Source organism: Citrobacter sp. Cf136 (genome assembly GCF_030333815.1).
In the GTDB taxonomy this organism is placed as follows: domain Bacteria; phylum Pseudomonadota; class Gammaproteobacteria; order Enterobacterales; family Enterobacteriaceae; genus Citrobacter; species Citrobacter freundii.
Window position 1 is genome coordinate 780,838 of sequence record NZ_JAOWFE010000032.1, and the last position, 23,086, is coordinate 803,923.

General features: G+C 51.1%; 19 protein-coding genes and 2 tRNA genes. 11 read left to right on the forward strand and 10 right to left on the reverse strand.

Annotated elements, in window-relative coordinates:
- Nucleotides 1-49 precede the first annotated feature (49 nt).
- Complete coding sequence (gene chaA, locus OGV98_RS08150; RefSeq protein WP_003020769.1) at nt 50-1,150, reverse strand: sodium-potassium/proton antiporter ChaA; 1,101 nt, start codon at nt 1,148-1,150, stop codon at nt 50-52.
- Nucleotides 1,151-1,553: 403 nt separating this feature from the next.
- On the opposite strand from chaA, the gene OGV98_RS08155 reads away from it, so the two are divergent.
- A complete protein-coding gene (locus tag OGV98_RS08155) occupies nt 1,554-2,249 on the forward strand; it encodes a gamma-glutamylcyclotransferase (protein WP_003020766.1) in 696 nt (231 codons plus the stop codon).
- A 54-nt stretch (nt 2,250-2,303) separates the two neighbouring features.
- Here OGV98_RS08155 and OGV98_RS08160 read toward each other — a convergent pair whose 3' ends face one another.
- Together OGV98_RS08160 and OGV98_RS08165 are read right to left on the reverse strand one after the other, a co-directional pair.
- The gene (locus OGV98_RS08160) at nt 2,304-2,549 is read right to left on the reverse strand and encodes a DUF1883 domain-containing protein (RefSeq protein WP_003020763.1); all 246 of its coding nucleotides are present in this window, start codon (nt 2,547-2,549) and stop codon (nt 2,304-2,306) included.
- A 262-nt stretch (nt 2,550-2,811) separates the two neighbouring features.
- Nucleotides 2,812-3,165: a DsrE/DsrF/TusD sulfur relay family protein gene (locus OGV98_RS08165; protein ID WP_003020761.1), complete on the reverse strand. Its 354-nt coding sequence runs from the start codon at nt 3,163-3,165 to the stop codon at nt 2,812-2,814.
- Nucleotides 3,166-3,340: 175 nt separating this feature from the next.
- Here OGV98_RS08165 and OGV98_RS08170 point away from each other — a divergent pair, with 175 nt between their 5' ends.
- Nucleotides 3,341-4,726, forward strand: a complete 1,386-nt coding sequence (locus OGV98_RS08170) for a YchO/YchP family invasin (protein ID WP_202581273.1) — start codon at nt 3,341-3,343, stop codon at nt 4,724-4,726.
- Between the two features lie 21 nt (nt 4,727-4,747).
- Here the strand turns inward: OGV98_RS08170 and narL are convergent, their stop codons facing one another.
- Together narL and narX are read right to left on the reverse strand one after the other, a co-directional pair.
- Nucleotides 4,748-5,398, reverse strand: a complete 651-nt coding sequence (gene narL, locus OGV98_RS08175) for a two-component system response regulator NarL (protein WP_003020756.1) — start codon at nt 5,396-5,398, stop codon at nt 4,748-4,750.
- On the reverse strand, nt 5,391-7,187 hold the full coding sequence (gene narX, locus OGV98_RS08180) for a nitrate/nitrite two-component system sensor histidine kinase NarX (protein WP_003020754.1): 1,797 nt from the start codon (nt 7,185-7,187) through the stop codon (nt 5,391-5,393). Before narX ends, narL begins: the two co-directional genes overlap by 8 nt.
- A gap of 340 nt (nt 7,188-7,527) precedes the next feature.
- Here narX and OGV98_RS08185 point away from each other — a divergent pair, with 340 nt between their 5' ends.
- The 5 genes from OGV98_RS08185 (at nt 7,528) to narI (ending at nt 16,096) form a co-directional block, all read left to right on the forward strand.
- Nucleotides 7,528-8,919: a NarK family nitrate/nitrite MFS transporter gene (locus tag OGV98_RS08185; protein WP_003020752.1), complete on the forward strand. Its 1,392-nt coding sequence runs from the start codon at nt 7,528-7,530 to the stop codon at nt 8,917-8,919.
- Between the two features lie 514 nt (nt 8,920-9,433).
- Nucleotides 9,434-13,177: a nitrate reductase subunit alpha gene (locus OGV98_RS08190; protein WP_016150348.1), complete on the forward strand. Its 3,744-nt coding sequence runs from the start codon at nt 9,434-9,436 to the stop codon at nt 13,175-13,177.
- On the forward strand, nt 13,174-14,712 hold the full coding sequence (gene narH / locus OGV98_RS08195) for a nitrate reductase subunit beta (RefSeq protein WP_003020747.1): 1,539 nt from the start codon (nt 13,174-13,176) through the stop codon (nt 14,710-14,712). Before OGV98_RS08190 ends, narH begins: the two co-directional genes overlap by 4 nt.
- Nucleotides 14,709-15,419, forward strand: a complete 711-nt coding sequence (gene narJ, locus OGV98_RS08200; RefSeq protein WP_003020745.1) for a nitrate reductase molybdenum cofactor assembly chaperone — start codon at nt 14,709-14,711, stop codon at nt 15,417-15,419. Before narH ends, narJ begins: the two co-directional genes overlap by 4 nt.
- Complete coding sequence (gene narI / locus OGV98_RS08205) at nt 15,419-16,096, forward strand: respiratory nitrate reductase subunit gamma (protein ID WP_003020743.1); 678 nt, start codon at nt 15,419-15,421, stop codon at nt 16,094-16,096. Before narJ ends, narI begins: the two co-directional genes overlap by 1 nt.
- A 235-nt stretch (nt 16,097-16,331) precedes the next feature.
- Here the strand turns inward: narI and OGV98_RS08210 are convergent.
- The 4 genes from OGV98_RS08210 to OGV98_RS08225 all read right to left on the reverse strand — a co-directional run bounded on the left by OGV98_RS08210 (nt 16,332) and on the right by OGV98_RS08225 (nt 18,047).
- Nucleotides 16,332-16,416 (reverse strand) — tRNA-Tyr (locus tag OGV98_RS08210).
- A gap of 36 nt (nt 16,417-16,452) precedes the next feature.
- Nucleotides 16,453-16,537: transfer RNA gene (locus OGV98_RS08215), tRNA-Tyr, on the reverse strand.
- A gap of 156 nt (nt 16,538-16,693) precedes the next feature.
- Entirely contained in the window at nt 16,694-17,536 is an 843-nt protein-coding gene (gene purU / locus OGV98_RS08220; protein ID WP_048217494.1) for a formyltetrahydrofolate deformylase, read from the reverse strand.
- A 55-nt stretch (nt 17,537-17,591) separates the two neighbouring features.
- On the reverse strand, nt 17,592-18,047 hold the full coding sequence (locus tag OGV98_RS08225) for a YchJ family protein (protein WP_003841307.1): 456 nt from the start codon (nt 18,045-18,047) through the stop codon (nt 17,592-17,594).
- Nucleotides 18,048-18,158: 111 nt separating this feature from the next.
- On the opposite strand from OGV98_RS08225, the gene rssA reads away from it, so the two are divergent.
- The 3 genes from rssA to galU all read left to right on the forward strand — a co-directional run bounded on the left by rssA (nt 18,159) and on the right by galU (nt 21,287).
- A complete protein-coding gene (gene rssA, locus OGV98_RS08230) occupies nt 18,159-19,070 on the forward strand; it encodes a patatin-like phospholipase RssA (protein ID WP_003020732.1) in 912 nt (303 codons plus the stop codon).
- 90 nt (nt 19,071-19,160) lie between these two features.
- On the forward strand, nt 19,161-20,174 hold the full coding sequence (gene rssB / locus OGV98_RS08235) for a two-component system response regulator RssB (RefSeq protein WP_003841305.1): 1,014 nt from the start codon (nt 19,161-19,163) through the stop codon (nt 20,172-20,174).
- Nucleotides 20,175-20,378: 204 nt separating this feature from the next.
- On the forward strand, nt 20,379-21,287 hold the full coding sequence (galU, locus tag OGV98_RS08240; RefSeq protein WP_003020727.1) for a UTP--glucose-1-phosphate uridylyltransferase GalU: 909 nt from the start codon (nt 20,379-20,381) through the stop codon (nt 21,285-21,287).
- 137 nt (nt 21,288-21,424) lie between these two features.
- Here the strand turns inward: galU and hns are convergent, their stop codons facing one another.
- A complete protein-coding gene (gene hns, locus OGV98_RS08245; protein ID WP_003020723.1) occupies nt 21,425-21,838 on the reverse strand; it encodes a histone-like nucleoid-structuring protein H-NS in 414 nt (137 codons plus the stop codon).
- Between the two features lie 610 nt (nt 21,839-22,448).
- Between hns and tdk the strand changes: the two genes are divergently transcribed.
- Nucleotides 22,449-23,066: a thymidine kinase gene (gene tdk, locus OGV98_RS08250; protein WP_200003100.1), complete on the forward strand. Its 618-nt coding sequence runs from the start codon at nt 22,449-22,451 to the stop codon at nt 23,064-23,066.
- Nucleotides 23,067-23,086 lie beyond the last annotated feature (20 nt).

The following is a 23,086-nucleotide window of genomic DNA, read 5'->3' on the forward strand; positions in this document are numbered from 1 at the left end:
AAATAAGAAGCCGGACCCGACAAGTTATGTCGGTGTCCGGCTTTTTTCATCAGGCAAATATCGTCATCAGATAGGCGATAAACAGCGCCAGATGTGCCGCACCGTTAAGCACATTGGTGCGTCCGGTGGAGAAAGAGATATGGCACAGTACCAGTGAAGAAACCATCACAATCATCTCTGGCGCGCCCAGCGCAAACACCAAATCATTCCCGGTTGCCCATGCGATCAGCGTCACCACTGGTACGGTCAGTGAAATAGTGGCTAATACTGAACCGAAGAACAAATTCATCGCCCGCTGTACCTGATTGCTCAGAACCGCTTTCAGCGCGCCCAGCCCTTCAGGAGAGAGGATGAGTAACGCAACCAGGAAACCGGTAAAGGCCACTGGGGCATTCAGTTCAGTCAGCAAGGTCTCCAGTGGGCTGGCGTTCATCTTGGTTACGGCAATAACGGCGATCAGATGAATGATAAGCCAGGCGGCGTGCCACATATTGCTGTGCGCTGATGGCTTGCCGTGATGCGGGTCGTCATCGTCGCCTTCATCTTCATGCTCGTAAATGAACAGGCTTTGGTGCGTTTTGGTTTGAATCAGTAAAAATACGCCGTACATCGCTGCAGAAATTAATGCTACCAGCAGCGCCTGGGCGGTAGTGAAATTCGCTCCCGGTAAAGCCATTGGGAACACCAGTACAATAATGGCCAGTGGGAACAGGGCAATTAAATACTGTTTAATACCAAACAGATTCATATACTGAGTAGCAAATTTACGGCCACCCAATAGTAACGAAAAACCGACCAGACCGCCGGTGACGATCATAATGATTGAGTACAACGTGTCGCGCATGAGCGTAGGTGCAGCATCACCGGTCGCCATTAATGCGGAGATTAAGCTGACTTCGAGAATAACGACGGACAGGCTGAGGATCAGTGACCCGTAGGGTTCGCCAAGTCGATGTGCTAATACATCCGCATGACGGACAACGCTGAATGCGCTGCTTAATATACCAATAAGGGCCAGCGCATTAATACCGATGACCACTGGTAGTGACTGACTGCTCCCCCAGAAGAACAGGACTACCAGCGCCAAAATCGGGAAGACGAGAGAGGTCTCCTTGTGGCGGGTTTTTACCGCCTCATGTACTTGTGTCATTGAACTAATTCTCCATCTCTGCAGGTATTTATAATTATAAAAGTATTAAAGAATGTAAAAAATAACAGATCTTTCGGTATTTCCGATCTAGTTTTACGTAATTTTACGGCATGGACCAATTTTTGCATCCAAGCGGATAAAATTGCATATCTTGTTTATAGAGTATTTAAATAACAAAGCATTAGATTTTAACGTCAACAAAAATTGCTGATACTACTGATACAAATGATAGTGCAGAGCTTAGCAACGCGAGAGGATATAAAGTGCCGTTGACGCTTTGTTGCCTTGCAAGCTAGCGGCGAATTGCCTATTGTCCAGCTATTGGTTTCAAAATGAGCAGTAAAAAAGCCCGGAAGGCGTCAAAAAAGTTGTCGCAGGGAAGCAGCAGTGGCGGAGGTGTAAGGTGTTAACGCGTGATTTTTTATTGAATGCCGACTGTAAGACGGCATTTGGTGCTATTGAAGAATCACTACTCTGGTCAGCGGAACAACGGGCAGCCTCACTGGCGGCCACGCTTGCTTGCCGACCCGATGATGGACCGGTGTGGATCTTCGGTTATGGATCGTTGATGTGGAATCCGGCCTTAGAGTTTGATGAGTCCTGTACCGGGACGTTAGTTGGCTGGCACCGTGCTTTTTGCCTGCGCCTGACGGCGGGGCGAGGAACGGCGGGTCAGCCAGGACGCATGTTGGCCTTGAAAGAGGGCGGACGCACTACCGGTGTAGCCTACCGCTTACCTAACGCATCGCTCGAACAAGAGCTTTCTTTACTGTGGAAGCGTGAAATGATCACCGGATGCTATCTGCCCACCTGGTGCCAGTTGGCGCTGGATGATGGTCGGACGGTGAACGCGCTGGTCTTTATTATGGATCCTCGCCACCCGCTGTTTGAGTCAGACACGCGCGCGCAGGTGATTGCGCCGCTTATCGCTGCGGCGAGCGGACCTTTAGGCACCAACGCCCAGTATTTGTTCTCGCTGGAACAAGAGCTGGTCAAGTTGGGGATGCAGGATGACTGTCTTAACGATCTGGTGATCACGGTCAAACGATTGTTGGGAGAGAATCTGCCGGAAGGCGTTATGCGGCCAGGGTTTGCCTGAATCCAGCCGGGAACTGAATGCCCGAAAGCCAGGCGCTTTTCGGGCAATTAACGCTTAGGCTGCAATATAACTTATTGAATGCTCTAGCGACTGGCTGTGGCTGTCGATCAGCACATTCCAGATGCCGGTGTAGGGCACGGTCAACCATGCGTTATCACGATCCTGCACGCTTAAGATGTCGGACTGCGTGTCTTTGACGTGATTTTTCTCGCTCATCAGATGGATGTGACAGCGCTCGGAACAGCGCACAACCACCGTATCGCCACCAAATAACTTTAAACTTGCCTTCACTAATGCCATTTTTCACCCCGTTCTTGAAAACAACGTACTTTCTGTCGAAAGTGCTGCGTGATGTTGTTCACATTTCACTCATTGCATAACACCAAAGGGGGAGCAACGGGATGCTGATTTTGATCAAAAAATGGCATAACGATTAAACAAAAGTGACAAAATCCCTCAAAAGGATTGAAAGGGCGTGCTAACGTTCAACGAAACCGCGCCCATCTACGATTAAATCCGGAAATTATCGACACTTTCAGTGTGCTTGCCTGAAAGCGGTGTATCAGAAGGTCAGCACTTTATCTGCAGCCAGCGTCCATTGAGCCAGTTCAACCAGCGTGCCGACGGCTACTCCGTCAATTAACGGCAGCGTGGTGATTCCACGGCCATCGGTGCAGGTTTTGCACAGTTTTACCGGCACATTTTGCGCCGTCAGAATCTCCAGCATTTGCTGAATATTGTATCCTTCCGCGGGTTTTTGACCACGCAATCCCGCGGTTACCGCGTCCGACATTAAAAACAAACGCAGATCGAGATCCCCTTCCTGCTCGCGCAAGGCGATAGCCAGACGTAGGCTGTTAAATAACGATTCGCTTCCATAGGCTGCACCGTTCGCGACGATCACTATCTTTTGCATTTTTACTCCTTTTGCTGCATGTGAGCGTTAAAAACTGACACGTATGTTACACCTATTTCTAGATGCCAGGATAATGCCGAAAAAGGAAGGAAGGGCTGAAAATCAATACTGAAGACGTTATGGTTTAAGATAAGTATGCCGCTGTGGCTAATAGATATAAGAAACCACTAACGATTTGAGCCGTATTATTTATTTATCTCTCGCTGTATTTGCACTCTTGCCGTTGGCAGGCGGTACTGCCAGCGCGCAATCGTCATTTATTCACCAGGCGGAAAACCCTTTCGATAACAATAGTGATGGCTTGCCCGATCTTGGTATGGCGCCGGAGTCGCGGGCAGGCGAAAAGCACTTTGCCGAAATGGTCAAAGCGTTTGGTGAAGCCAGCATGACCGATAACGGGCTTGATACAGGTGAACAGGCGAAGCAGTTTGCGTTTGGCCAGGTGCGCGACAGGGTCAGCGAACAGGTGAATCAGCAACTGGAATCCTGGCTCTCTCCCTGGGGAAACGCCAGCGTGGGGTTGCAGGTGGATAACGAAGGCAGCTTTACCGGGAGTCGGGGAAGTTGGTTTATCCCGTGGCAGGACAATCAACGTTATCTCACCTGGAGCCAGTTGGGGCTGACGCAACAGGACGGAGGCCTGGTCAGTAATGCGGGGATTGGGCAGCGCTGGGTTCGTGACGGTTGGTTACTGGGTTACAACACCTTTTATGACAACCTGCTGGATGAGAATCTGCCTCGGGGAGGCGTGGGGGCAGAGGCGTGGGGTGAATACCTCCGTTTATCTGCTAATTACTATCAACCGTTGTCCTCCTGGCAGGATCGTTTTGCAACTCAAGAACAACGGATGGCCCGGGGATACGACCTGACCGCGCAAATGCGCATGCCGTTCTATCAACATCTCAATACCAGCGTCAGCGTGGAGCAGTATTTTGGTGACCAGGTGGATCTGTTTCATTCCGGAATCGGGTACCACAATCCTGTGGCGGTGAATCTGGGATTGAGCTATACGCCGGTGCCGCTGATCACCGTGGCAGCACAGCATAAGCAGGGTGAAAATGGCGTCAGTCAGAATAACCTCGGATTAACGCTAAATTATCGTTTTGGTGTGCCGCTAAAAAAACAGCTGATGGTAAGCGAGGTGGCAAACAGCCGATCGCTGCGCGGCAGTCGTTATGACGATCCACAACGTAACAATCTGCCGACGCTGGAGTATCGCCAGCGTAAAACACTGTCGGTATTTTTGGCCACGCCACCCTGGGATCTCAAGCCTGGTGAGACGGTGGCGTTGAAGGTGCAGGTGCGTAGTTTGCATGGGATCCGTCGTCTGGCATGGCAGGGTGATACTCAGGCGTTGAGCTTAACGGCGGGCAGCAATAGCCGAAGCGCTCAGGGTTGGACGATTATTATGCCGAAGTGGGACAACAGAGAAGGTGCGACAAACCGCTGGCGATTGTCTGTGGTGGTAGAAGATGAGCAGGGCCAGCGTGTCTCTTCCAATGAGATCACGCTATCACTGACCGAACCGTTTATTACCGTTTCGGAAAATGATCCTCGTTAACAATGACGCATGAGCGCGTTATCAGAAAATGCGTTCCTGGTGCACCCATACCGCGGCTTCAACGCGTGATTTGAGCTTCATTTTCTTCAGCATATGCTTCACGTGAACTTTTACTGTGCTTTCGGTGATGTCGAGGCGGCGGGCGATCATCTTATTAGGCAGACCCTGGGCGATGAGTTTAAGAATATCGCGTTCGCGCGGCGTCAGTTGAGTAACATCACGGTCGGATGTTGCGCGATTGGCGCGCAGGCTGGCGGCCAGAACCGGGGTTAAGGCTTCGCTCAGCACCATTTCACCAGCGGCAGCCTGCTGCAATGCTTTCAGTAAATCTTCCGGCTCCATATCTTTCAGCAGGTAACCGTCGGCACCACGCTTCAGTGCGGTAACCACATCTTCTTCATGATTGGATACGCTAAACACAACGATACGGCCCGAAAGTGATTTTTCACGCAGCTTATCGAGGGTTTCCAGACCGTTCATGCCGGGCATGTTGAGATCAAGCAGGATCAGATCGGGATCAAGGGATTCAGCCAGCTCGATACCCTGCTCACCATTGCTGGCTTCGCCGACAACGGTAATATCGGGCGCCATGCTGACAAGCTGTTTTACACCGGTTCTCAGCATCGGATGATCGTCGATCAACAGGATAGTTGCCGGTTCCAGATTACTCATGGGTATCTCCTTGGACTTCTGTGAAGTTTGTTTCGGGAATAAAAGTGACAGCAACTTCAGTACCGCCCGTCTCGCGACGGCGTACGCGGCAATCGCCGCGCAAGCTCTGCGCGCGGTCGCGCATTATTATCATGCCGTAGTGGTTACTGCGTTCGGCGTTTTCCGGTACGCCGCAGCCGTTATCTTGCACTGTCAGTTTGACCTGCTTGCCATTTTGCACCACCGTCACGACCACTTCATTGGCCTGAGAGTGTTTAAGTGCGTTGCTCAGGGCTTCGCGCGCAATTTGTAGCAGGTGAATCGCCTGATGCGAAGGGACCAGGCGTGGCGGTAGCTGATAATCCAGCTTAACCGTAAATCCAAAACGGGCGCTGTACTCCTGACAGCTGGCTTCCAGCGCCGGTCGTAATCCAGGTTCCGTGAGCTGTAAACGGAAGGTGGTTAACAGTTCTCGCAGTTGTGCCCATGAAGCATTTAGCTCGTTACGAATCTGGCTGAGCAACTCGCGACAGTTATCTGAAAGCGCATCGCCCTGCATCTGTAAACAGCTAACCTGCATCTTCATACAAGAGAGCGATTGTGCAATAGAATCATGAAGTTCGCGCGCAATGGTGGCACGCTCTTCCATCACAATCAACTGCTGTTGACGCTCCTGATGCCTGTCGAGCGCAAGCGTTGCGGTCAGTTGCTCAACCAGAGTATCAACCAGCTGCTGCTGATCGTGGCTGAGATGGCGTCCATTCGGCAAGGTGGCGAGTAGAATACCGTACTGGGTATGCGCATCGGTCAGCCGCCATTTCAATGTAATCCCGCCGTCAATCGCGGGCAGCGTTCCGCGAGGACACAGATGGCAACCTTTCTCATCACAGCTGGCATTTGACTGACAGGTAAATTCCTGATGATTGTCTTCATCTTCCAGGTCGTAAACCCGGAGCTCAATATCATGCAGCAAGGTCAAATTTTGCAGACCATTCAGTACCGGAGAGAGGCGTTCGCACAACGGCACCTGAGAGTGCAGGCGGCGGTTAGCTTGCCACAGAAAAGAAAGAATCTGATTTTTGTGCTCCAGCCCCGCTGTTTTCTCCTGTACTCGCTGTTCCAGCACAGCGTAACTTTCGGCCAGTTCTTCCGACATATTATTTAGCGCCGAGCCCAGAGCCGCCATCTCATTACGACCGCTGATATGCGCGCGTTGGGTAAAATCACGCTGGCTGACGGCTCGCGCCATCGACAGCAGCTGTTTCCACGGCTCTAACAGGCGCACGCGCAGCCAGATAATGGTGAAAACCAGCAGCAATGCCATAAATACGGCCATCAGGCGATGCAGCAGGACGACGCGTTCAATGCGTAATTCGGTGGTATGGTCAAAGGCGGTGACCAATTTATCCAGTCCGCCCACAAAGCGCGTCACATCCTGCGCTACCGCATCAGGCGTTTGCGCATGCGCAAGTCCCGGCGCAAGTTCAGTGTGCCAGTAATCCTGTAATGCTTTTAACTGCGCCTGTTGTCCATCTCGCTTTGCGGCACGCGTCAACTCCGGGCTAAACGCCGTTTGCTCCATTTCATCCAGCAGCGGTTGATCGCTAGCGTCCAGCGGTACGGCTGCCAGCAGGCGATAACTCTGCATGCGCAGCGATCCCGCTTTGTTGATTGCATGGGCGCTACCCTGAACGCCCTGAACCAGCCAGCCGGAGACAGCCATACCCGCCACGCCGATGGCTGTGGACAATAAAACAATCAGCGCCACCTGGTTGACCAGCGTAAGCGGGGAGAGACAACGTTTAAACATGGTGACTTGTTCCTTCGGGTTTTCGTCGAACAGAAAACCTTATTGAATGACGATTCTGCTGCAGGCAGTGGCGTTATTCTCGGCGATACACTGGAGTATACCCATACCTCAAACGGGCTACCCCTTAATTGCCAGTGGAGGGAGAGATCCTGGGCGAGGGGGAGTAGGGGGCGACAGAAGCGTGAAAAACCACATCTTTTTTACCGAAGTTATGTACTCATTAAGGGTAATAATAAATTTTAGGCATGAATAATGACACCTTTTCCTTTGATTTATATCAACTTACCTCCAGCTGTAAACCCTAATGTTGCAGGCATCGAAACAAGTATCAGAGGTGTCTATGAGTCACTCATCTGCCCCGGAAAGGGCATCTGGAGCTGTAATTACCGAATGGCGACCGGAAGATCCCGCCTTCTGGCAGCAGCGTGGTCAACGAATCGCCAGCCGTAACCTGTGGATTTCCGTCCCTTGCTTGCTGCTGGCGTTTTGCGTGTGGATGTTATTTAGCGCCGTGGCGGTGAACTTACCGAAAGTCGGATTTGATTTCACCACTGAACAGCTGTTCATGCTGACGGCATTACCTTCGGTGTCCGGCGCGCTGCTGCGTGTTCCGTACTCCTTTATGGTCCCCCTGTTTGGTGGACGTCGCTGGACGGCATTTAGCACCGGCATCCTGATCATTCCTTGCGTATGGTTAGGTTTTGCGGTGCAGGATACCTCCACGCCGTTTAGTACCTTTATTATTATCTCCCTGCTGTGCGGCTTCGCTGGTGCGAACTTTGCGTCCAGTATGGCAAACATCAGCTTTTTCTTTCCAAAACAGAAACAGGGCGGCGCGCTGGGTCTGAACGGTGGCCTGGGCAACATGGGCGTCAGCGTGATGCAGTTGGTCGCGCCGCTGGTGGTTTCATTGTCAATCTTTGCCGCATTTGGTAGCCACGGTGTTGAACAACCGGATGGTACGCAGCTGTATCTGGCAAACGCCGCATGGATTTGGGTGCCGTTCCTCGCTATTTTCACGCTGGCCGCATGGTTCGGTATGAACGAACTAGCAACCTCCAAAGCCTCGCTGAAAGAGCAATTGCCGGTGCTGAAACGCGGGCATTTGTGGATTATGAGCCTGCTGTATCTGGCGACCTTCGGTTCCTTTATCGGTTTCTCTGCCGGTTTCGCGATGCTGTCAAAAACGCAGTTCCCTGAGGTGCAGATCCTGCATTACGCCTTCTTTGGCCCGTTCATTGGTGCGCTGGCGCGTTCTGCGGGCGGCGCAATCTCTGACCGTCTGGGCGGGACCCGCGTCACGCTGGTGAACTTCATTCTGATGGCTATTTTCAGTGCCTTACTGTTCCTGACGCTGCCATCAAACGGTGTCGGCGGCAACTTCATTGCCTTCTTCGCTGTGTTCCTGGCGTTGTTCCTGACGGCCGGACTGGGGAGTGGTTCAACCTTCCAGATGATCTCCGTAATCTTTCGCAAACTGACGATGGACAGAGTGAAAGCTGAAGGTGGTTCAGAAGAGAAAGCGATGCGCGAGGCGGCAACCGATACGGCGGCAGCGTTGGGCTTTATCTCTGCTATTGGTGCGATCGGCGGCTTCTTTATCCCGAAAGCATTTGGCACGTCCCTGGCATTAACCGGTTCTCCGGTCGGTGCGATGAAAGTATTTCTGATCTTCTATGTCGCTTGTGTGGTTATCACCTGGGCGGTATACGGACGTCATTCTAAAAAGTAAAAAAGTGGTATACACAAAATCATTCTAACTGCATCAAGGCGGCAAGTGAGAAATCCCCAGGAGCTAACAGAAGTAAGTGACTGGGGAGAACGAGCGCAGCCAACGCGAAGCAGTTTGAAGGATGAAGTGTAAGTTGATTATCCATTGCGCGGTGTTAGACCGCGCTTTTTTTTTACTGTAATTAGTTACAACATACTTTTGTATTGTGGCATGACAACAGTCTGTGAGAACGGCGAACGCAACATGCTAAGCAGGGGGGATACCCCTTAATACCCACTTATAAAGAATTTAACATTTGCATGATAATTGAATTATTAAAAAACCTTTAAATTCAATTTATTACGTTAATTGTCAGTATCCCACTTTGGGGGTATGTAAAAACCAGCTCTCATTTTTCATCCCTGCCTGCCTTGATCGTTATCAATTCTCACGCCCTTTCAGAGCGTTACCTTCGCTCTCAATCAAGCAATGTCGATTTATCAGAGAGCCGTCAGGCTCCTACAGGAGAAAACCGATGAGTAAATTCCTGGACCGGTTTCGCTACTTCAAGCAGAAGGGCGAAACCTTTGCCGATGGGCATGGCCAGCTTCTCAATACCAACAGGGACTGGGAGGACGGATACCGCCAGCGTTGGCAGCATGACAAAATCGTGCGTTCAACCCACGGGGTAAACTGCACTGGCTCATGCAGCTGGAAAATCTATGTGAAAAATGGTCTGGTGACCTGGGAAACCCAGCAAACCGATTATCCGCGTACCCGTCCGGACCTGCCAAACCACGAGCCTCGTGGTTGCCCTCGTGGTGCAAGCTATTCCTGGTATCTCTACAGCGCTAACCGTCTGAAATACCCGCTGATGCGCAAACGCCTGATGAAAATGTGGCGTGAAGCGAAAAGACTGCACAGCGATCCGGTAGACGCATGGGCCTCCATCATCGAAGACGCCGATAAAGCAAAAAGCTTCAAACAAGCGCGTGGTCGTGGTGGTTTCGTGCGTTCTTCCTGGCAGGAAGTGAATGAGCTGATTGCCGCTTCTAACGTTTACACCGTTAAAACCTACGGTCCTGACCGCGTGGCGGGCTTCTCACCGATCCCTGCGATGTCGATGGTTTCCTACGCCTCCGGTGCACGATATCTGTCGCTGATTGGCGGCACCTGTCTGAGCTTCTACGATTGGTACTGTGACTTGCCGCCTGCGTCTCCGCAGACCTGGGGTGAGCAGACTGACGTTCCGGAATCTGCCGACTGGTATAACTCCAGTTACATTATCGCCTGGGGTTCAAACGTTCCGCAGACCCGTACCCCAGATGCGCACTTCTTCACGGAAGTTCGCTACAAAGGGACTAAAACGGTCGCCATCACCCCGGATTACGCTGAAATCGCTAAACTCTGCGATCTGTGGCTGGCTCCGAAGCAGGGCACCGATGCCGCAATGGCGCTGGCAATGGGTCACGTCATGCTGCGCGAGTTCCACCTTGATAACCCGAGCCAATACTTCACCGACTACGTGCGTCGTTACACCGACTTCCCGATGCTGGTGATGCTCGAAGAGCGTGACGGGTATTATGCGGCGGGTCGTATGCTGCGTGCCGCCGATCTGGTTGACTCCCTGGGTCAGGAAAATAATCCAGAGTGGAAAACCGTTGCCATCAATACCGACGGCGAAATGGTTGCGCCAAACGGTTCAATTGGTTTCCGCTGGGGTGAAAAAGGTAAATGGAACCTTGAGCAGCGCGACGGCACGTCCGGTAACGAAACCGAACTGCAGCTCAGCCTGTTAGGCAGCCAGGACGACATCGCTGAAGTCGGCTTCCCGTATTTTGGCGGCGAAGGTACCGAGCACTTTAGCAAAGTTGAACTGGAAAATGTTCTGCTGCACAAACTGCCGGTAAAACGCCTGCAACTGGCAGATGGCTCTACTGCGCTGGTGACTACCGTTTACGATCTGACCATGGCCAACTACGGTCTGGAACGCGGTCTGAACGATGAAAACTGCGCCTCCAGCTACGACGATATCAAAGCGTATACCCCGGCATGGGCAGAGAAAATCACTGGCGTATCGCGCGCTCAGATCGTGCGTATTGCCCGTGAATTTGCCGATAACGCAGATAAAACGCACGGCCGCTCAATGATTATTGTTGGCGCGGGTCTGAACCACTGGTATCACCTCGATATGAACTATCGTGGGCTTATCAACATGTTGGTGTTCTGTGGTTGCGTCGGCCAGAGCGGCGGCGGTTGGGCCCACTATGTGGGTCAGGAAAAACTGCGTCCGCAGACCGGTTGGCAGCCGCTGGCGTTTGGCCTTGACTGGCAGCGTCCGGCGCGTCACATGAACAGTACGTCCTATTTCTATAACCACTCCAGCCAATGGCGCTATGAGACGGTTACGGCACAGGAACTGCTGTCCCCGATGGCAGACAAATCCCGCTACAGTGGTCATTTGATTGACTTTAACGTTCGCGCTGAACGTATGGGCTGGTTGCCATCTGCGCCGCAGTTAGGTACTAACCCGCTGTACATTGCGCGTGAGGCAGAAAAAGTCGGGATGACACCGGTGGATTACACCGTTAAATCTCTGAAGGAAGGTTCTATTCGCTTTGCGGCCGAACAACCAGAGAACGGTAAAAACCATCCGCGTAACCTGTTTATCTGGCGTTCTAACCTGCTCGGCTCTTCCGGTAAAGGCCACGAGTACATGCTGAAGTATCTGCTGGGTACTGAACATGGTATTCAGGGACTGGATCTGGGTAAACAGGGGGGCGTGAAGCCAGAAGAAGTGGAATGGCAGGATAACGGACTGGACGGCAAGCTGGATCTGGTCGTTACCCTGGACTTCCGTCTGTCGAGCACCTGTCTGTACTCCGACATCGTGCTGCCGACCGCCACCTGGTATGAAAAAGACGATATGAATACCTCGGATATGCATCCGTTTATTCACCCGTTGTCTGCCGCCGTTGATCCAGCCTGGGAATCGAAGAGCGACTGGGAAATCTACAAGGCTATCGCCAAGAAATTCTCTGAAGTTTGCGTGGGCCACCTTGGCAAAGAAACTGACGTAGTGACGCTGCCTATCCAGCACGACTCGGCCGCCGAACTGGCGCAGCCGTTGGATGTTAAAGACTGGAAGAAAGGCGAATGCGATCTGATTCCAGGCGTTACCGCGCCGCACATCATGACAGTTGAGCGTGATTACCCGGCAACCTACGAACGCTTCACGTCCATCGGCCCACTGATGGATAAAGTCGGGAACGGCGGGAAAGGGATTGCCTGGAACACCCAGAGCGAAATGGACCTGCTGCGTAAGCTCAACTACACCAAGGCTGAAGGCCCGGCAAAAGGCCAGCCGATGCTGAATACGGCGATTGATGCCGCTGAGATGATCCTCACCCTGGCACCGGAAACCAACGGTCAGGTGGCGGTGAAAGCCTGGGCTGCGCTGAGTGAATTTACCGGCCGTGACCATACGCATCTGGCGCTGAATAAAGAAGACGAGAAAATCCGCTTCCGCGATATTCAGGCGCAGCCGCGCAAAATTATCTCCAGCCCGACCTGGTCAGGACTGGAAGATGAACATGTTTCTTACAACGCCGGTTACACCAACGTTCACGAGCTGATCCCATGGCGTACGCTGACTGGTCGCCAGCAGCTGTATCAGGATCATCAGTGGATGCGAGACTTCGGTGAAAGCCTGCTGGTTTACCGCCCACCAATTGATACTCGTTCGGTGAAAGAGGTGATGGGCGAGAAATCAAATGGTAACCCTGAAAAAGCGCTCAACTTCCTGACGCCACACCAGAAGTGGGGTATCCACTCCACCTATAGCGATAACCTGCTGATGCTGACGTTAGGCCGCGGCGGTCCGATCGTGTGGATGAGCGAAGCGGATGCGAAAGATCTGGGTATCGAGGATAACGACTGGATCGAAGTCTTTAACAGTAACGGGGCACTTACCGCCCGTGCGGTTGTGAGTCAACGTGTCCCGGCCGGGATGACCATGATGTACCACGCCCAGGAACGTATTGTGAATATTCCGGGGTCGGAGATTACCGAGCAGCGCGGCGGGATCCATAACTCGGTGACCCGTATCACACCGAAACCGACGCACATGATTGGTGGTTATGCCCACCTGGCCTACGGCTTTAACTACTACGGCACCGTAGGTTCGAACCGTGATGAGTTCGTGGTGGTTCGTAAGATGAAGAACATTGACTGGTTGGATGGCGAAGGCAATGACCAGGTACAGGAGAGCGTAAAATGAAAATTCGTTCACAAGTCGGCATGGTGCTGAATCTCGATAAGTGCATCGGTTGCCACACCTGTTCAGTAACCTGTAAAAACGTCTGGACCAGCCGTGAAGGTGCGGAGTATGCCTGGTTTAACAACGTTGAAACCAAACCGGGTACTGGCTTCCCAACTGATTGGGAAAACCAGGAAAAATGGAAGGGCGGTTGGATCCGTAAGATCAACGGTAAACTGGTGCCGCGCATGGGTAACAAAGCGCTGCTGCTGGGTAAAATTTTTGCTAACCCGCATTTGCCAGGTATTGATGACTACTACGAACCGTTTGACTTCGATTACCAGACTCTGCACAACACCCCGGCAGACAGCAAAGCACAGCCGATTGCCCGTCCGCGCTCGCTGATCACCGGTCAGCGTATGGATAAAATCACCAAAGGTCCGAACTGGGAAGATGACCTCGGCGGTGAGTTCGAGAAGCTGGCGAAAGACAAAAATTTCGAGAACATGCAGAAGGCGATGTACGGTCAGTTCGAAAACACCTTCATGATGTATTTGCCGCGTCTGTGCGAGCACTGCCTTAATCCGGCGTGCGTGGCGACTTGCCCGAGCGGTGCCATTTACAAGCGTGAAGAAGATGGCATCGTGCTGATCGATCAGGACAAATGCCGCGGCTGGCGTATGTGCATCACCGGTTGCCCGTATAAAAAAATCTACTTCAACTGGAAGAGCGGTAAGTCAGAGAAGTGCATTTTCTGCTATCCACGTATCGAAGCCGGTCAGCCGACCGTGTGCTCCGAAACCTGCGTCGGTCGTATCCGTTACCTCGGCGTACTGCTGTATGACGCGGATGCGATTGAAAGCGCGGCAAGCACCGAGCATGAGAAAGATCTGTACCAGCGTCAACTGGACGTGTTCCTCGATCCGAACGATCCGGCTGTTATTGAACAGGCGCTGAAAGATGGTATTCCGCTGAGCGTTATCGATGCCGCACAGCAGTCTCCGGTTTATAAAATGGCGATGGACTGGAAGTTGGCGCTGCCTCTGCATCCGGAATACCGCACATTGCCGATGGTTTGGTACGTGCCGCCATTGTCACCGATTCAGTCTGCCGCCGATGCGGGCGAGCTGGGCAGCAACGGTATTCTGCCGGACGTTGACAGTCTGCGTATCCCGGTTCAGTACCTGGCGAACCTGCTGACCGCAGGCGATACTCAGCCGGTGCTGTTGGCGCTGAAACGTATGCTGGCAATGCGTCACTACAAACGTACGGAAACCGTTGACGGTAAAGTCGATACCCGTGCGCTGGAAGAGGTGGGCTTGAGCGAAGCGCAGGCACAGGAAATGTATCGTTATCTGGCGATCGCGAACTACGAAGATCGTTTCGTGGTACCGAGCAGCCATCGTGAACTGGCGCGTGACGCGTTCCCGGAGAAAAGCGGTTGTGGCTTTACCTTCGGTGACGGTTGCCACGGTTCTGATACTAAATTCAATCTGTTCAACAGCCGCCGCATCGACGCTGTCGATGTGACCAGCAAAACGGAGCCGCACCAATGATTGAACTCGTCATTGTTTCGCGTTTGCTCGAGTACCCGGATGCTGCCCTGTGGCAGCATCAGCAGGAGCTTTTCGATGCACTCGCGTCATCTGAGAACCTGGATAAAGAGGATGCCCAGACTCTGGGCGTTTTCCTGCGCGATCTAATCGCGCAAGACGTGCTGGATGTGCAGGCAAGTTACAGCGAACTGTTTGATCGTGGCCGTGCCACCTCGCTGCTGCTGTTTGAACATGTACACGGTGAATCCCGCGATCGCGGTCAGGCGATGGTTGACCTGATGGCACAGTATGAACAGCACGGTTTGCAGCTCGACAGCCGCGAACTTCCCGATCATCTGCCGTTGTATCTGGAATATCTTGCGCAACTGCCGAAAAGCGAAGCGCTAGGTGGCTTGCAGGATATCGCGCCGATTCTGGCTTTGCTCAGCGCTCGTTTGCAGCAGCGTGGAAGCCGTTATGCAGTACTGTTCGATTTGCTGTTAAAACTGGCGAATACCGTTATCGACAGCGATAAAGTGGCTGAAAAAATTGCGGATGAAGCCCGTGATGATACCCCACAAGCGCTGGATGCGGTCTGGGAAGAAGAGCAGGTAAAATTCTTCGCCGATCAGGGGTGTGGCGAGTCGGAAATCTCCGCTCACCAGCGTCGTTTTGCCGGGGCCGTTGCGCCGCAGTATCTGAATATCACCACCGGAGGACAGCACTAATGCACTTCCTGAATACGTTCTTCTTTGACATCTATCCGTACATCGCGGGTTCTGTCTTTCTGATCGGCAGTTGGCTGCGTTATGACTACGGGCAGTATACGTGGCGTGCGGCCTCCAGTCAGATGTTGGATCGCAAAGGGATGAACCTGGCGTCAAACCTGTTTCACATCGGGATCCTGGGGATTTTTGCCGGGCACTTCTTGGGTATGTTAACGCCGCACTGGATGTATGAAGCGTGGCTGCCGCTTGAAGTGAAACAAAAGATGGCGATGTTCGCAGGTGGCGCCAGCGGCGTAATGTGTCTGATTGGCGGTGTACTGCTGCTGAAACGTCGTTTGTTCAGCCCACGAGTGCGGGCCACCACCACCGGAGCGGATATTCTGATCCTCTCTCTGTTGGTTATCCAGTGTGCGCTGGGTCTGCTGACCATTCCGTTCTCCGCCCAGCATATGGACGGCAGCGAGATGATGAAGCTGGTGAACTGGGCGCAGACAGTGGTGACCTTCCATGGCGGAGCGTCTCAGTATCTGGATGGCGTCGCATTTATTTTCCGTGTGCACCTTGTGCTGGGTATGACGCTGTTCCTGTTGTTCCCATTCTCGCGTCTGGTACACATCTGGAGCGTCCCGGTCGAATATCTGACACGCAAATACCAGATTGTTCGTGCACGTCACTAATCGTATTTCTGTGAAAGATAAACCCTGCTTCGGCGGGGTTTTTTTATGCCTGTTTGCCGGATGGCGGCGCAAGCGCCTTATCCAGCCTACGCAGGTTTAAGCGAGCGCCGTAGGCCTGCGTAGTGCATCAGGCAATTTGTGGGCATGTGTCGAGTTTGTAGGTCTGATAAGCACAGCGCATCAGGCAAATAAAGGGCATTGCAGATTGATTTTGTGTTGGTGCTTTATGAAGTGATGGTGGTGGGGGAAGGATTCGAACCTTCGAAGTCGATGACGGCAGATTTACAGTCTGCTCCCTTTGGCCGCTCGGGAACCCCACCAAGGGTATACTAATTTTGTGAGTCTAAAAGAATGAATGGTGGTGGGGGAAGGATTCGAACCTTCGAAGTCGATGACGGCAGATTTACAGTCTGCTCCCTTTGGCCGCTCGGGAACCCCACCACGGGGTAATGCTAATTACTGGCCTGCTTCCGTTGGAAGCGGGGCGCATCATATCAAATGATGCGCCCCTGTAAAGCATTCCGTTGATAAAAAAGAACTGGTTGCCTGATTTTTACACGCAAAGATGTAAAGGTAACCAATTAACTTATCAATCGATTACAGAATAATCGTTCGGTTACCGTAAACAAAGACGCGCTGAGCCAGAACCTGATACAGCGCACGGCTTAAAACATTTTTTTCAACGTCGCGACCCGCGCGCATCATATCTTCGGCAGTGTAGGTGTGATCAACATGGATCACGTCCTGCATAATGATTGGGCCTTCATCAAGGTTATCATTTACGTAATGGGCCGTCGCGCCGATGATTTTCACGCCGCGTTCATAAGCTTGATGGTACGGGCGAGCACCAATGAATGCTGGCAGGAATGAATGGTGAATATTGATAATTTTATTTGGGAAGCGTGAAACAAATGTTGGGGTCAGAACGCGCATGTATTTAGCCAACACGACATAGTCCGGCTGGTGGGCGTCGATAGCGTCAGCCATGTTCTGATCATGTTCGTCACGTGTTAAACCTTCATGGCTGACCAGCTCAAACGGAATATCAAACCGTTCAACCAGAGGACGCAACGTCTCGTGATTGCCGATCACCGCGGCGATTTCAACATCCAGCCCGCCATAATTGGCCTTCATTAACAGATCGCCCAGGCAATGCGCTTCCTTAGTGACCAAAATGACGATGCGGCGGCGGCCTGCTGGGGTTAATTCACGAATTGAACCTTCAGGTAAGGCGCTGTCCAGATCGGCAAGCAGCGTGACGTCGTTAAAAATGCCCTCCAGTTCGGTGCGCATAAAAAAGCGTCCGGTGCGGTGGTCCACAAACTCATTGTTCTGCACGATGTTCAGTTCATGCTTGTAACAGATATTCGTAATGCGTGCGATCAGACCTTTTTGGTCTGGGCAAATAGTACGCAGCACTTTTCTTTGTAATGAATGCATTTGCAGCGGTGATCCTGTTGAGAATGTTTGCAAAATTGATACTGTCGGGCGTTGATTAGCCGCAGCACTTTTTAAATTTTTTACCGGAGCCACAAGGGCAGGTATCGTTTCGTCCAATTTGAGGGCGTGTACCGTCTATATAGTACCACTGACCGTTTTCTTTTAAAAAACGAGAGCGCTCGATAATTGCACCTGTTTTACCTTGTTCAGAAAACCGTGCGACGAAACTGACATAGCCGATATCTTCTGTGTCTGCCGTCTCTTGTTCAAAAACGGTCAGCCCAAGCCATTCAGTATGATTAAATCCTGCGATAATGTCGTCGCGAAACGAGGCCGCATGACAATCTGGATGCCAGGTCCTGATAAGATAATCTGCGTCTTTCATCACAAAAGCACAGTAACGAGAACGCATGAGGTGTGACGGCGTAGGTGCTACTTGCGCGCCGGACACATAACGGTAGCAACATAGGCTATACTCGACAGCGCTACCACAGGGACAAAGCTGAGACACAAAGTACTCCCTGGAATATAAAAACGGCGTAAAAACGCCAGAGTGGCACTATGTTAACTGAGCGGTAGCGATGTTGCTACGTCTGCAAGCCAGGGGAAGTTTGTACGTATAATGAGAAAAATAAAAATTGGGCTGGCGCTAGGTTCCGGCGCGGCGCGAGGTTGGTCGCATATTGGGGTTATTAAAGCCCTTAAGCATATGGGCATCGATGTTGATATCGTGGCAGGGTGCTCCATCGGTTCGCTGGTTGGTGCTGCCTACGCCTGCAATAAGTTGCCTGCTCTTGAAAAGTGGGTATGTTCTTTCAGCTATTGGGATGTTTTACGGCTGATGGATCTCTCGTGGCGCAGGGGAGGTTTACTGCGCGGTGAACGGGTATTCAATCAGTACCGTAATGTTATGCCGGTAGAAGCAATTGAGCAATGCACACGCCGTTTCGCAACAGTTGCTACTAATCTGAGTACGGGGCGGGAGCTGTGGTTTACCGAAGGTGATTTGCATCTGGCTGTCCGAGCCTCCTGTAGCATTCCTGGTCTGATGTCTCCCGTGGCGCATAATGGTTACTGGCTGGTCGATGGCGCGGTGGTGAATCCCGTCCCTGTATCCCTGACTCGTGCGTTGGGGGCCGATATTGTTATCGCGGTCGACCTGCAACACGATGCTCATCTCATGCAACAAGATTTACTCTCCTTCAACGTCAATAGCGATGCCGAATCGGGTAATGATGCTGACGAGCTTTCATGGCATGCCCGCCTGAAAGAGCGATTGAGCAACATTACGGCCAGGCGTGCGGTCACGGCACCGACGGCGATGGAGATCATGACGACGTCTATTCAGGTTCTGGAAAATCGTCTGAAACGTAACCGCATGGCCGGCGACCCTCCAGACATACTGATTCAGCCGTTTTGTCCACAAATATCCACGCTGGATTTTCACCGCGCCAGTGCAGCAATTGCTGCCGGGCAGTTGGCGGTCGAGAAGAAAATGGATGAACTTCTACCCTTGGTGAAAACCAACGTCTAACGCATTTTTTATCAACACTTAAGCAAATTCTGACAGGCGTGAGTGGCAATAGCATGCCACTATTTATTAAAGCCAGTCAGGGGGGAGAATATGACGCAGCCATTGGTCGGAAAACAGATTCTTATCGTTGAGGATGAGCCGGTATTTCGCTCACTCATGGACTCATGGTTTTCCTCTTTGGGAGCGACAACGGCGGTGGCTGGCGACGGGCTTGAAGCACTTGAACTACTTGGACACTTCACGCCAGATCTGATGATTTGCGATCTGGCTATGCCAAGAATGAACGGCCTCAAACTGGTTGAGTATCTACGCAATCGTGGCGATCAGACCCCGATACTGGTGATTTCTGCGACGGAAAACATGTCCGACATAGCCAAAGCGCTACGACTCGGGGTGGATGATGTCCTATTGAAGCCGGTGAAAGACCTTAATCGCTTGAGAGAAACCGTCTTTGCATGTCTTTATCCCAACATGTTTAATTCACGCGTGGAAGAAGAAGAGCGGCTGTTTCGCGACTGGGATGCGATGGTGGACGATCCTGCCGCCGCCGCGAAGCTGCTAAAAGAATTACAGCCTCCAGTGTCGCAAGTGATTTCGCACTGCCGCATTAACTATCGACAATTGGTAGTAGCCGACCAACCGGGGCTGGTGCTGGATATTGCGCCGCTGTCGGATCATGACCTTGCATTCTATTGCCTTGATGTGACGCGGGCAGGGGATAATGGTGTTTTGGCTGCATTATTATTGCGGGCGCTATTTAATGGTCTACTGCAGGAGCAACTGACACAACAAAATCAGCGGTTGCCGGAGTTAGGTACGTTATTGAAACAGGTAAATCATTTGTTGCGGCAAGCCAATTTACCAGGGCAGTTTCCCTTGCTGGTGGGGTATTACCACAGCGGATTAAAAAATCTGATTCTGGTATCTGCAGGGCTGAATGCGACATTAAATACAGGTTCCCACCAAGTGCAAATCAGCAATGGCGTTCCGCTGGGTACCTTAGGTAATACGTATCTTAATCAGTTGAGCCAACATTGTGAGTCATGGCAATGCCAAATATGGGGGGCGGGAGGGCGCCTGCGCTTGATGTTGTCTGCGGAATGAACAATTGAGAGGCGTGCAAATGAAATTGGTTCACCCTCCCCGTGCTGTGAGTGCTACTATCAGCGCCAGATTTATTCGTATTTATCTTAATTATACCGACGCGCGTCCTTTTCAGACCAGAAGTTTGTCGCTGTACTGATATACTCGGATGCGATACAGAATGATGAACACGTTCAATACATGAACAGTCCAGGAGAGTTTTAAATGGCTGCCCTTAATTCAAAAGTCAAAAAAGCCGTTATCCCAGTTGCGGGATTAGGAACCAGGATGTTACCGGCTACGAAAGCAATCCCGAAAGAGATGCTACCGTTGGTTGATAAGCCATTAATTCAGTACGTCGTAAACGAATGTATTGCTGCGGGCATCACTGAAATTGTACTTGTAACTCACTCGTCTAAAAATTCTATTGAAAACCACTTCGATACCAGCTTTGAACTTGAAGCAATGCTGGAAAAACGTGTAAAACGTCAGCTTCTGGAAGAAGTGCAATCTATTTGCCCACCGCATGTGACTATTATGCAGGTGCGTCAGGGGCTGGCAAAAGGTCTGGGACACGCAGTATTGTGCGCGCACCCTGTGGTTGGCGATGAACCGGTTGCTGTAATCCTGCCGGACGTAATTCTTGACGAATACGAATCTGATTTATCCCGCGACAACCTTGCCGAAATGATTCATCGTTTTGATGAAACAGGTAGCAGCCAGATTATGGTTGAACCGGTAGAAGATGTTACGGCTTATGGTGTTGTTGATTGTAAAGGCGTTGAATTATCCCCGGGCGAAAGCGTCCCGATGGTTGGCGTGGTTGAAAAACCAAAGGCTGATGTAGCGCCTTCTAATCTGGCCGTTGTGGGTCGTTACGTTCTTAGTGCCGATATCTGGCCTCTGCTGGCTAAAACCCCTCCGGGAGCGGGTGATGAAATTCAGCTGACAGATGCAATCGATATGCTGATTGAAAAAGAGACGGTTGAAGCTTATCACATGAAGGGCAAAAGCCATGACTGTGGTAATAAACTGGGCTATATGCAGGCGTTCGTCGAATATGGTATTCGCCATAACACTCTCGGCGCTGAATTTAAAGCCTGGCTGGAAGACGAGATGGGGATTAAGAAGTAACCTTCTGGTATTATCTGGTCAGAACGGTGCTGTATTAACAGCGCCGTTTTTTTTATACCTAATCCGGGTAGGGCTGAGCGAAGTACCAGTAAAAAAAATCCCGCCAATGGCGGGATTTTAAGCAAAGTATTTCTGAATTATTCCTTGATCAGGAAATCGTCCAGTTGTTTACCTTGCTCTTCCATCGCTTTTTTGATTACTGCCGGTGTACGACCCTGACCAGTCCAGGTTTTAGTTTCACCGTTTTCGTCAACATAGCTATATTTAGCCGGACGTGCAGCGCGTTTAGCTTTGGTGCCAGATTTAACAGCAGCCATGCTATTCAGCAGTTCGTTCGGATCAATGCCGTCAGCGATCAGCATTTCACGATATTGTTGCAGTTTACGAGTGCGTTCTTCAACTTCAGCGGCAGCAGCGCTTTCTTCTTCGCGACGCTCGCTAACTACAACTTCTAATTTTTCCAGCATTTCCTCAAGCGTTTCCAGAGTGCATTCTCTTGCCTGCGCACGAAGAGTACGGATGTTGTTCAGAATTTTAAGTGCTTCGCTCATTGTAGTAATCTCAAACTTATATTGGGGTGGTTTGTTGAGCTAATAATAGAGCGATAAATTCAGTTGTGCAATAGCCAGGAATGTAAGGAATTCAAAATTGCGCTTTATTTAGTAACAGAATTAATTCTCCTGTCTTAAATTCCCCATGATGTTGGGCATAAAAAAGGCTTATTGGCGAGGGGGCTTCTCAGCGGTTGAGAGTAAAAATTCAAGATTCAGGTCACATTTTATGGTGTACAAATAGTATCTCTTTGCAGTGATTTCAACCTTTTGTATTAGTTTTGCTTACGTGAATTCGCTAATACATGGCGACAGTGGGTAGATTCAATAACAATATGGGCAGGGTTTCTTTATTGCCGTATGATGATAAGTGACATTGATAAATTTCATGAGCACTATTTGTGAAAGAGTGTGTATATACGCGTCCGAGCTCGGGCTGTATGGTCGATGGTTGTATGCTCTCTCACTACCTGTTACTTAAATTCGGGCGGCACTGAGCGGGCTTGTCCGCGCATTTATACGCCTTTGGGCGCAGCGCTACACCGACACTATCGTGAAATATGATACAATCCCGCGCATATTTATTTCCCCATGTGAGGGCCTTCGGTCAATGGCACAGCTATATTTTTACTATTCTGCAATGAATGCCGGTAAGTCGACTGCATTGCTGCAATCTTCGTACAATTATCAGGAACGTGGGATGCGTGCTGTTGTATATACAGCGGAAATTGATGACCGTTTTGGTGCTGGAAAAGTAAGTTCACGTATAGGTCTGTCGTCGCCTGCAAAATTGTTTAACCAAAATTCATCATTGTACGAAGAGATTCGTGCTGAAAATGAGCAGCAAAGAATTCACTGTATACTGGTTGATGAGTCACAGTTTCTGACTCGACAACAGGTTTATGAATTATCTGAAGTTGTCGATCGGCTGGATATTCCTGTGTTGTGCTATGGCTTACGCACTGATTTCCGTGGTGAATTATTTGGCGGCAGCGAATACCTGCTTGCGTGGTCTGATAAGCTCGTTGAATTAAAAACCATTTGTTTCTGTGGGCGTAAGGCCAGCATGGTTTTACGTCTTGATCAGTCTGGAAGGCCCTATAACGAGGGCGAGCAGGTGGTTATTGGCGGGAATGAACGCTATGTGTCGGTATGCCGTAAACACTACAAACAGGCGCAGTCTGAGGGCTCTCTGACGGCGATACAAGAACGACACAGCCACGATTAACCCTGCAGGCTTCTGAGCGC

Bases quoted from the DNA above. Each gene is read 5' to 3' on its own strand.
- chaA (WP_003020769.1), bottom strand. From the start codon at position 1,150: ATGACACAAGTACATGAGGCGGTAAAAACCCGCCACAAGGAGACCTCT.
- OGV98_RS08160 (WP_003020763.1), bottom strand. From the start codon at position 2,549: ATGGCATTAGTGAAGGCAAGTTTAAAGTTATTTGGTGGCGATACGGTG.
- OGV98_RS08165 (WP_003020761.1), bottom strand. From the start codon at position 3,165: ATGCAAAAGATAGTGATCGTCGCGAACGGTGCAGCCTATGGAAGCGAA.
- narL (WP_003020756.1), bottom strand. From the start codon at position 5,398: ATGAGTAATCTGGAACCGGCAACTATCCTGTTGATCGACGATCATCCG.
- narX (WP_003020754.1), bottom strand. From the start codon at position 7,187: ATGTTTAAACGTTGTCTCTCCCCGCTTACGCTGGTCAACCAGGTGGCG.
- OGV98_RS08185 (WP_003020752.1), top strand. From the start codon at position 7,528: ATGAGTCACTCATCTGCCCCGGAAAGGGCATCTGGAGCTGTAATTACC.
- OGV98_RS08190 (WP_016150348.1), top strand. From the start codon at position 9,434: ATGAGTAAATTCCTGGACCGGTTTCGCTACTTCAAGCAGAAGGGCGAA.
- narH (WP_003020747.1), top strand. From the start codon at position 13,174: ATGAAAATTCGTTCACAAGTCGGCATGGTGCTGAATCTCGATAAGTGC.
- narJ (WP_003020745.1), top strand. From the start codon at position 14,709: ATGATTGAACTCGTCATTGTTTCGCGTTTGCTCGAGTACCCGGATGCT.
- narI (WP_003020743.1), top strand. From the start codon at position 15,419: ATGCACTTCCTGAATACGTTCTTCTTTGACATCTATCCGTACATCGCG.
- purU (WP_048217494.1), bottom strand. From the start codon at position 17,536: ATGCATTCATTACAAAGAAAAGTGCTGCGTACTATTTGCCCAGACCAA.
- rssA (WP_003020732.1), top strand. From the start codon at position 18,159: ATGAGAAAAATAAAAATTGGGCTGGCGCTAGGTTCCGGCGCGGCGCGA.
- rssB (WP_003841305.1), top strand. From the start codon at position 19,161: ATGACGCAGCCATTGGTCGGAAAACAGATTCTTATCGTTGAGGATGAG.
- galU (WP_003020727.1), top strand. From the start codon at position 20,379: ATGGCTGCCCTTAATTCAAAAGTCAAAAAAGCCGTTATCCCAGTTGCG.
- hns (WP_003020723.1), bottom strand. From the start codon at position 21,838: ATGAGCGAAGCACTTAAAATTCTGAACAACATCCGTACTCTTCGTGCG.
- tdk (WP_200003100.1), top strand. From the start codon at position 22,449: ATGGCACAGCTATATTTTTACTATTCTGCAATGAATGCCGGTAAGTCG.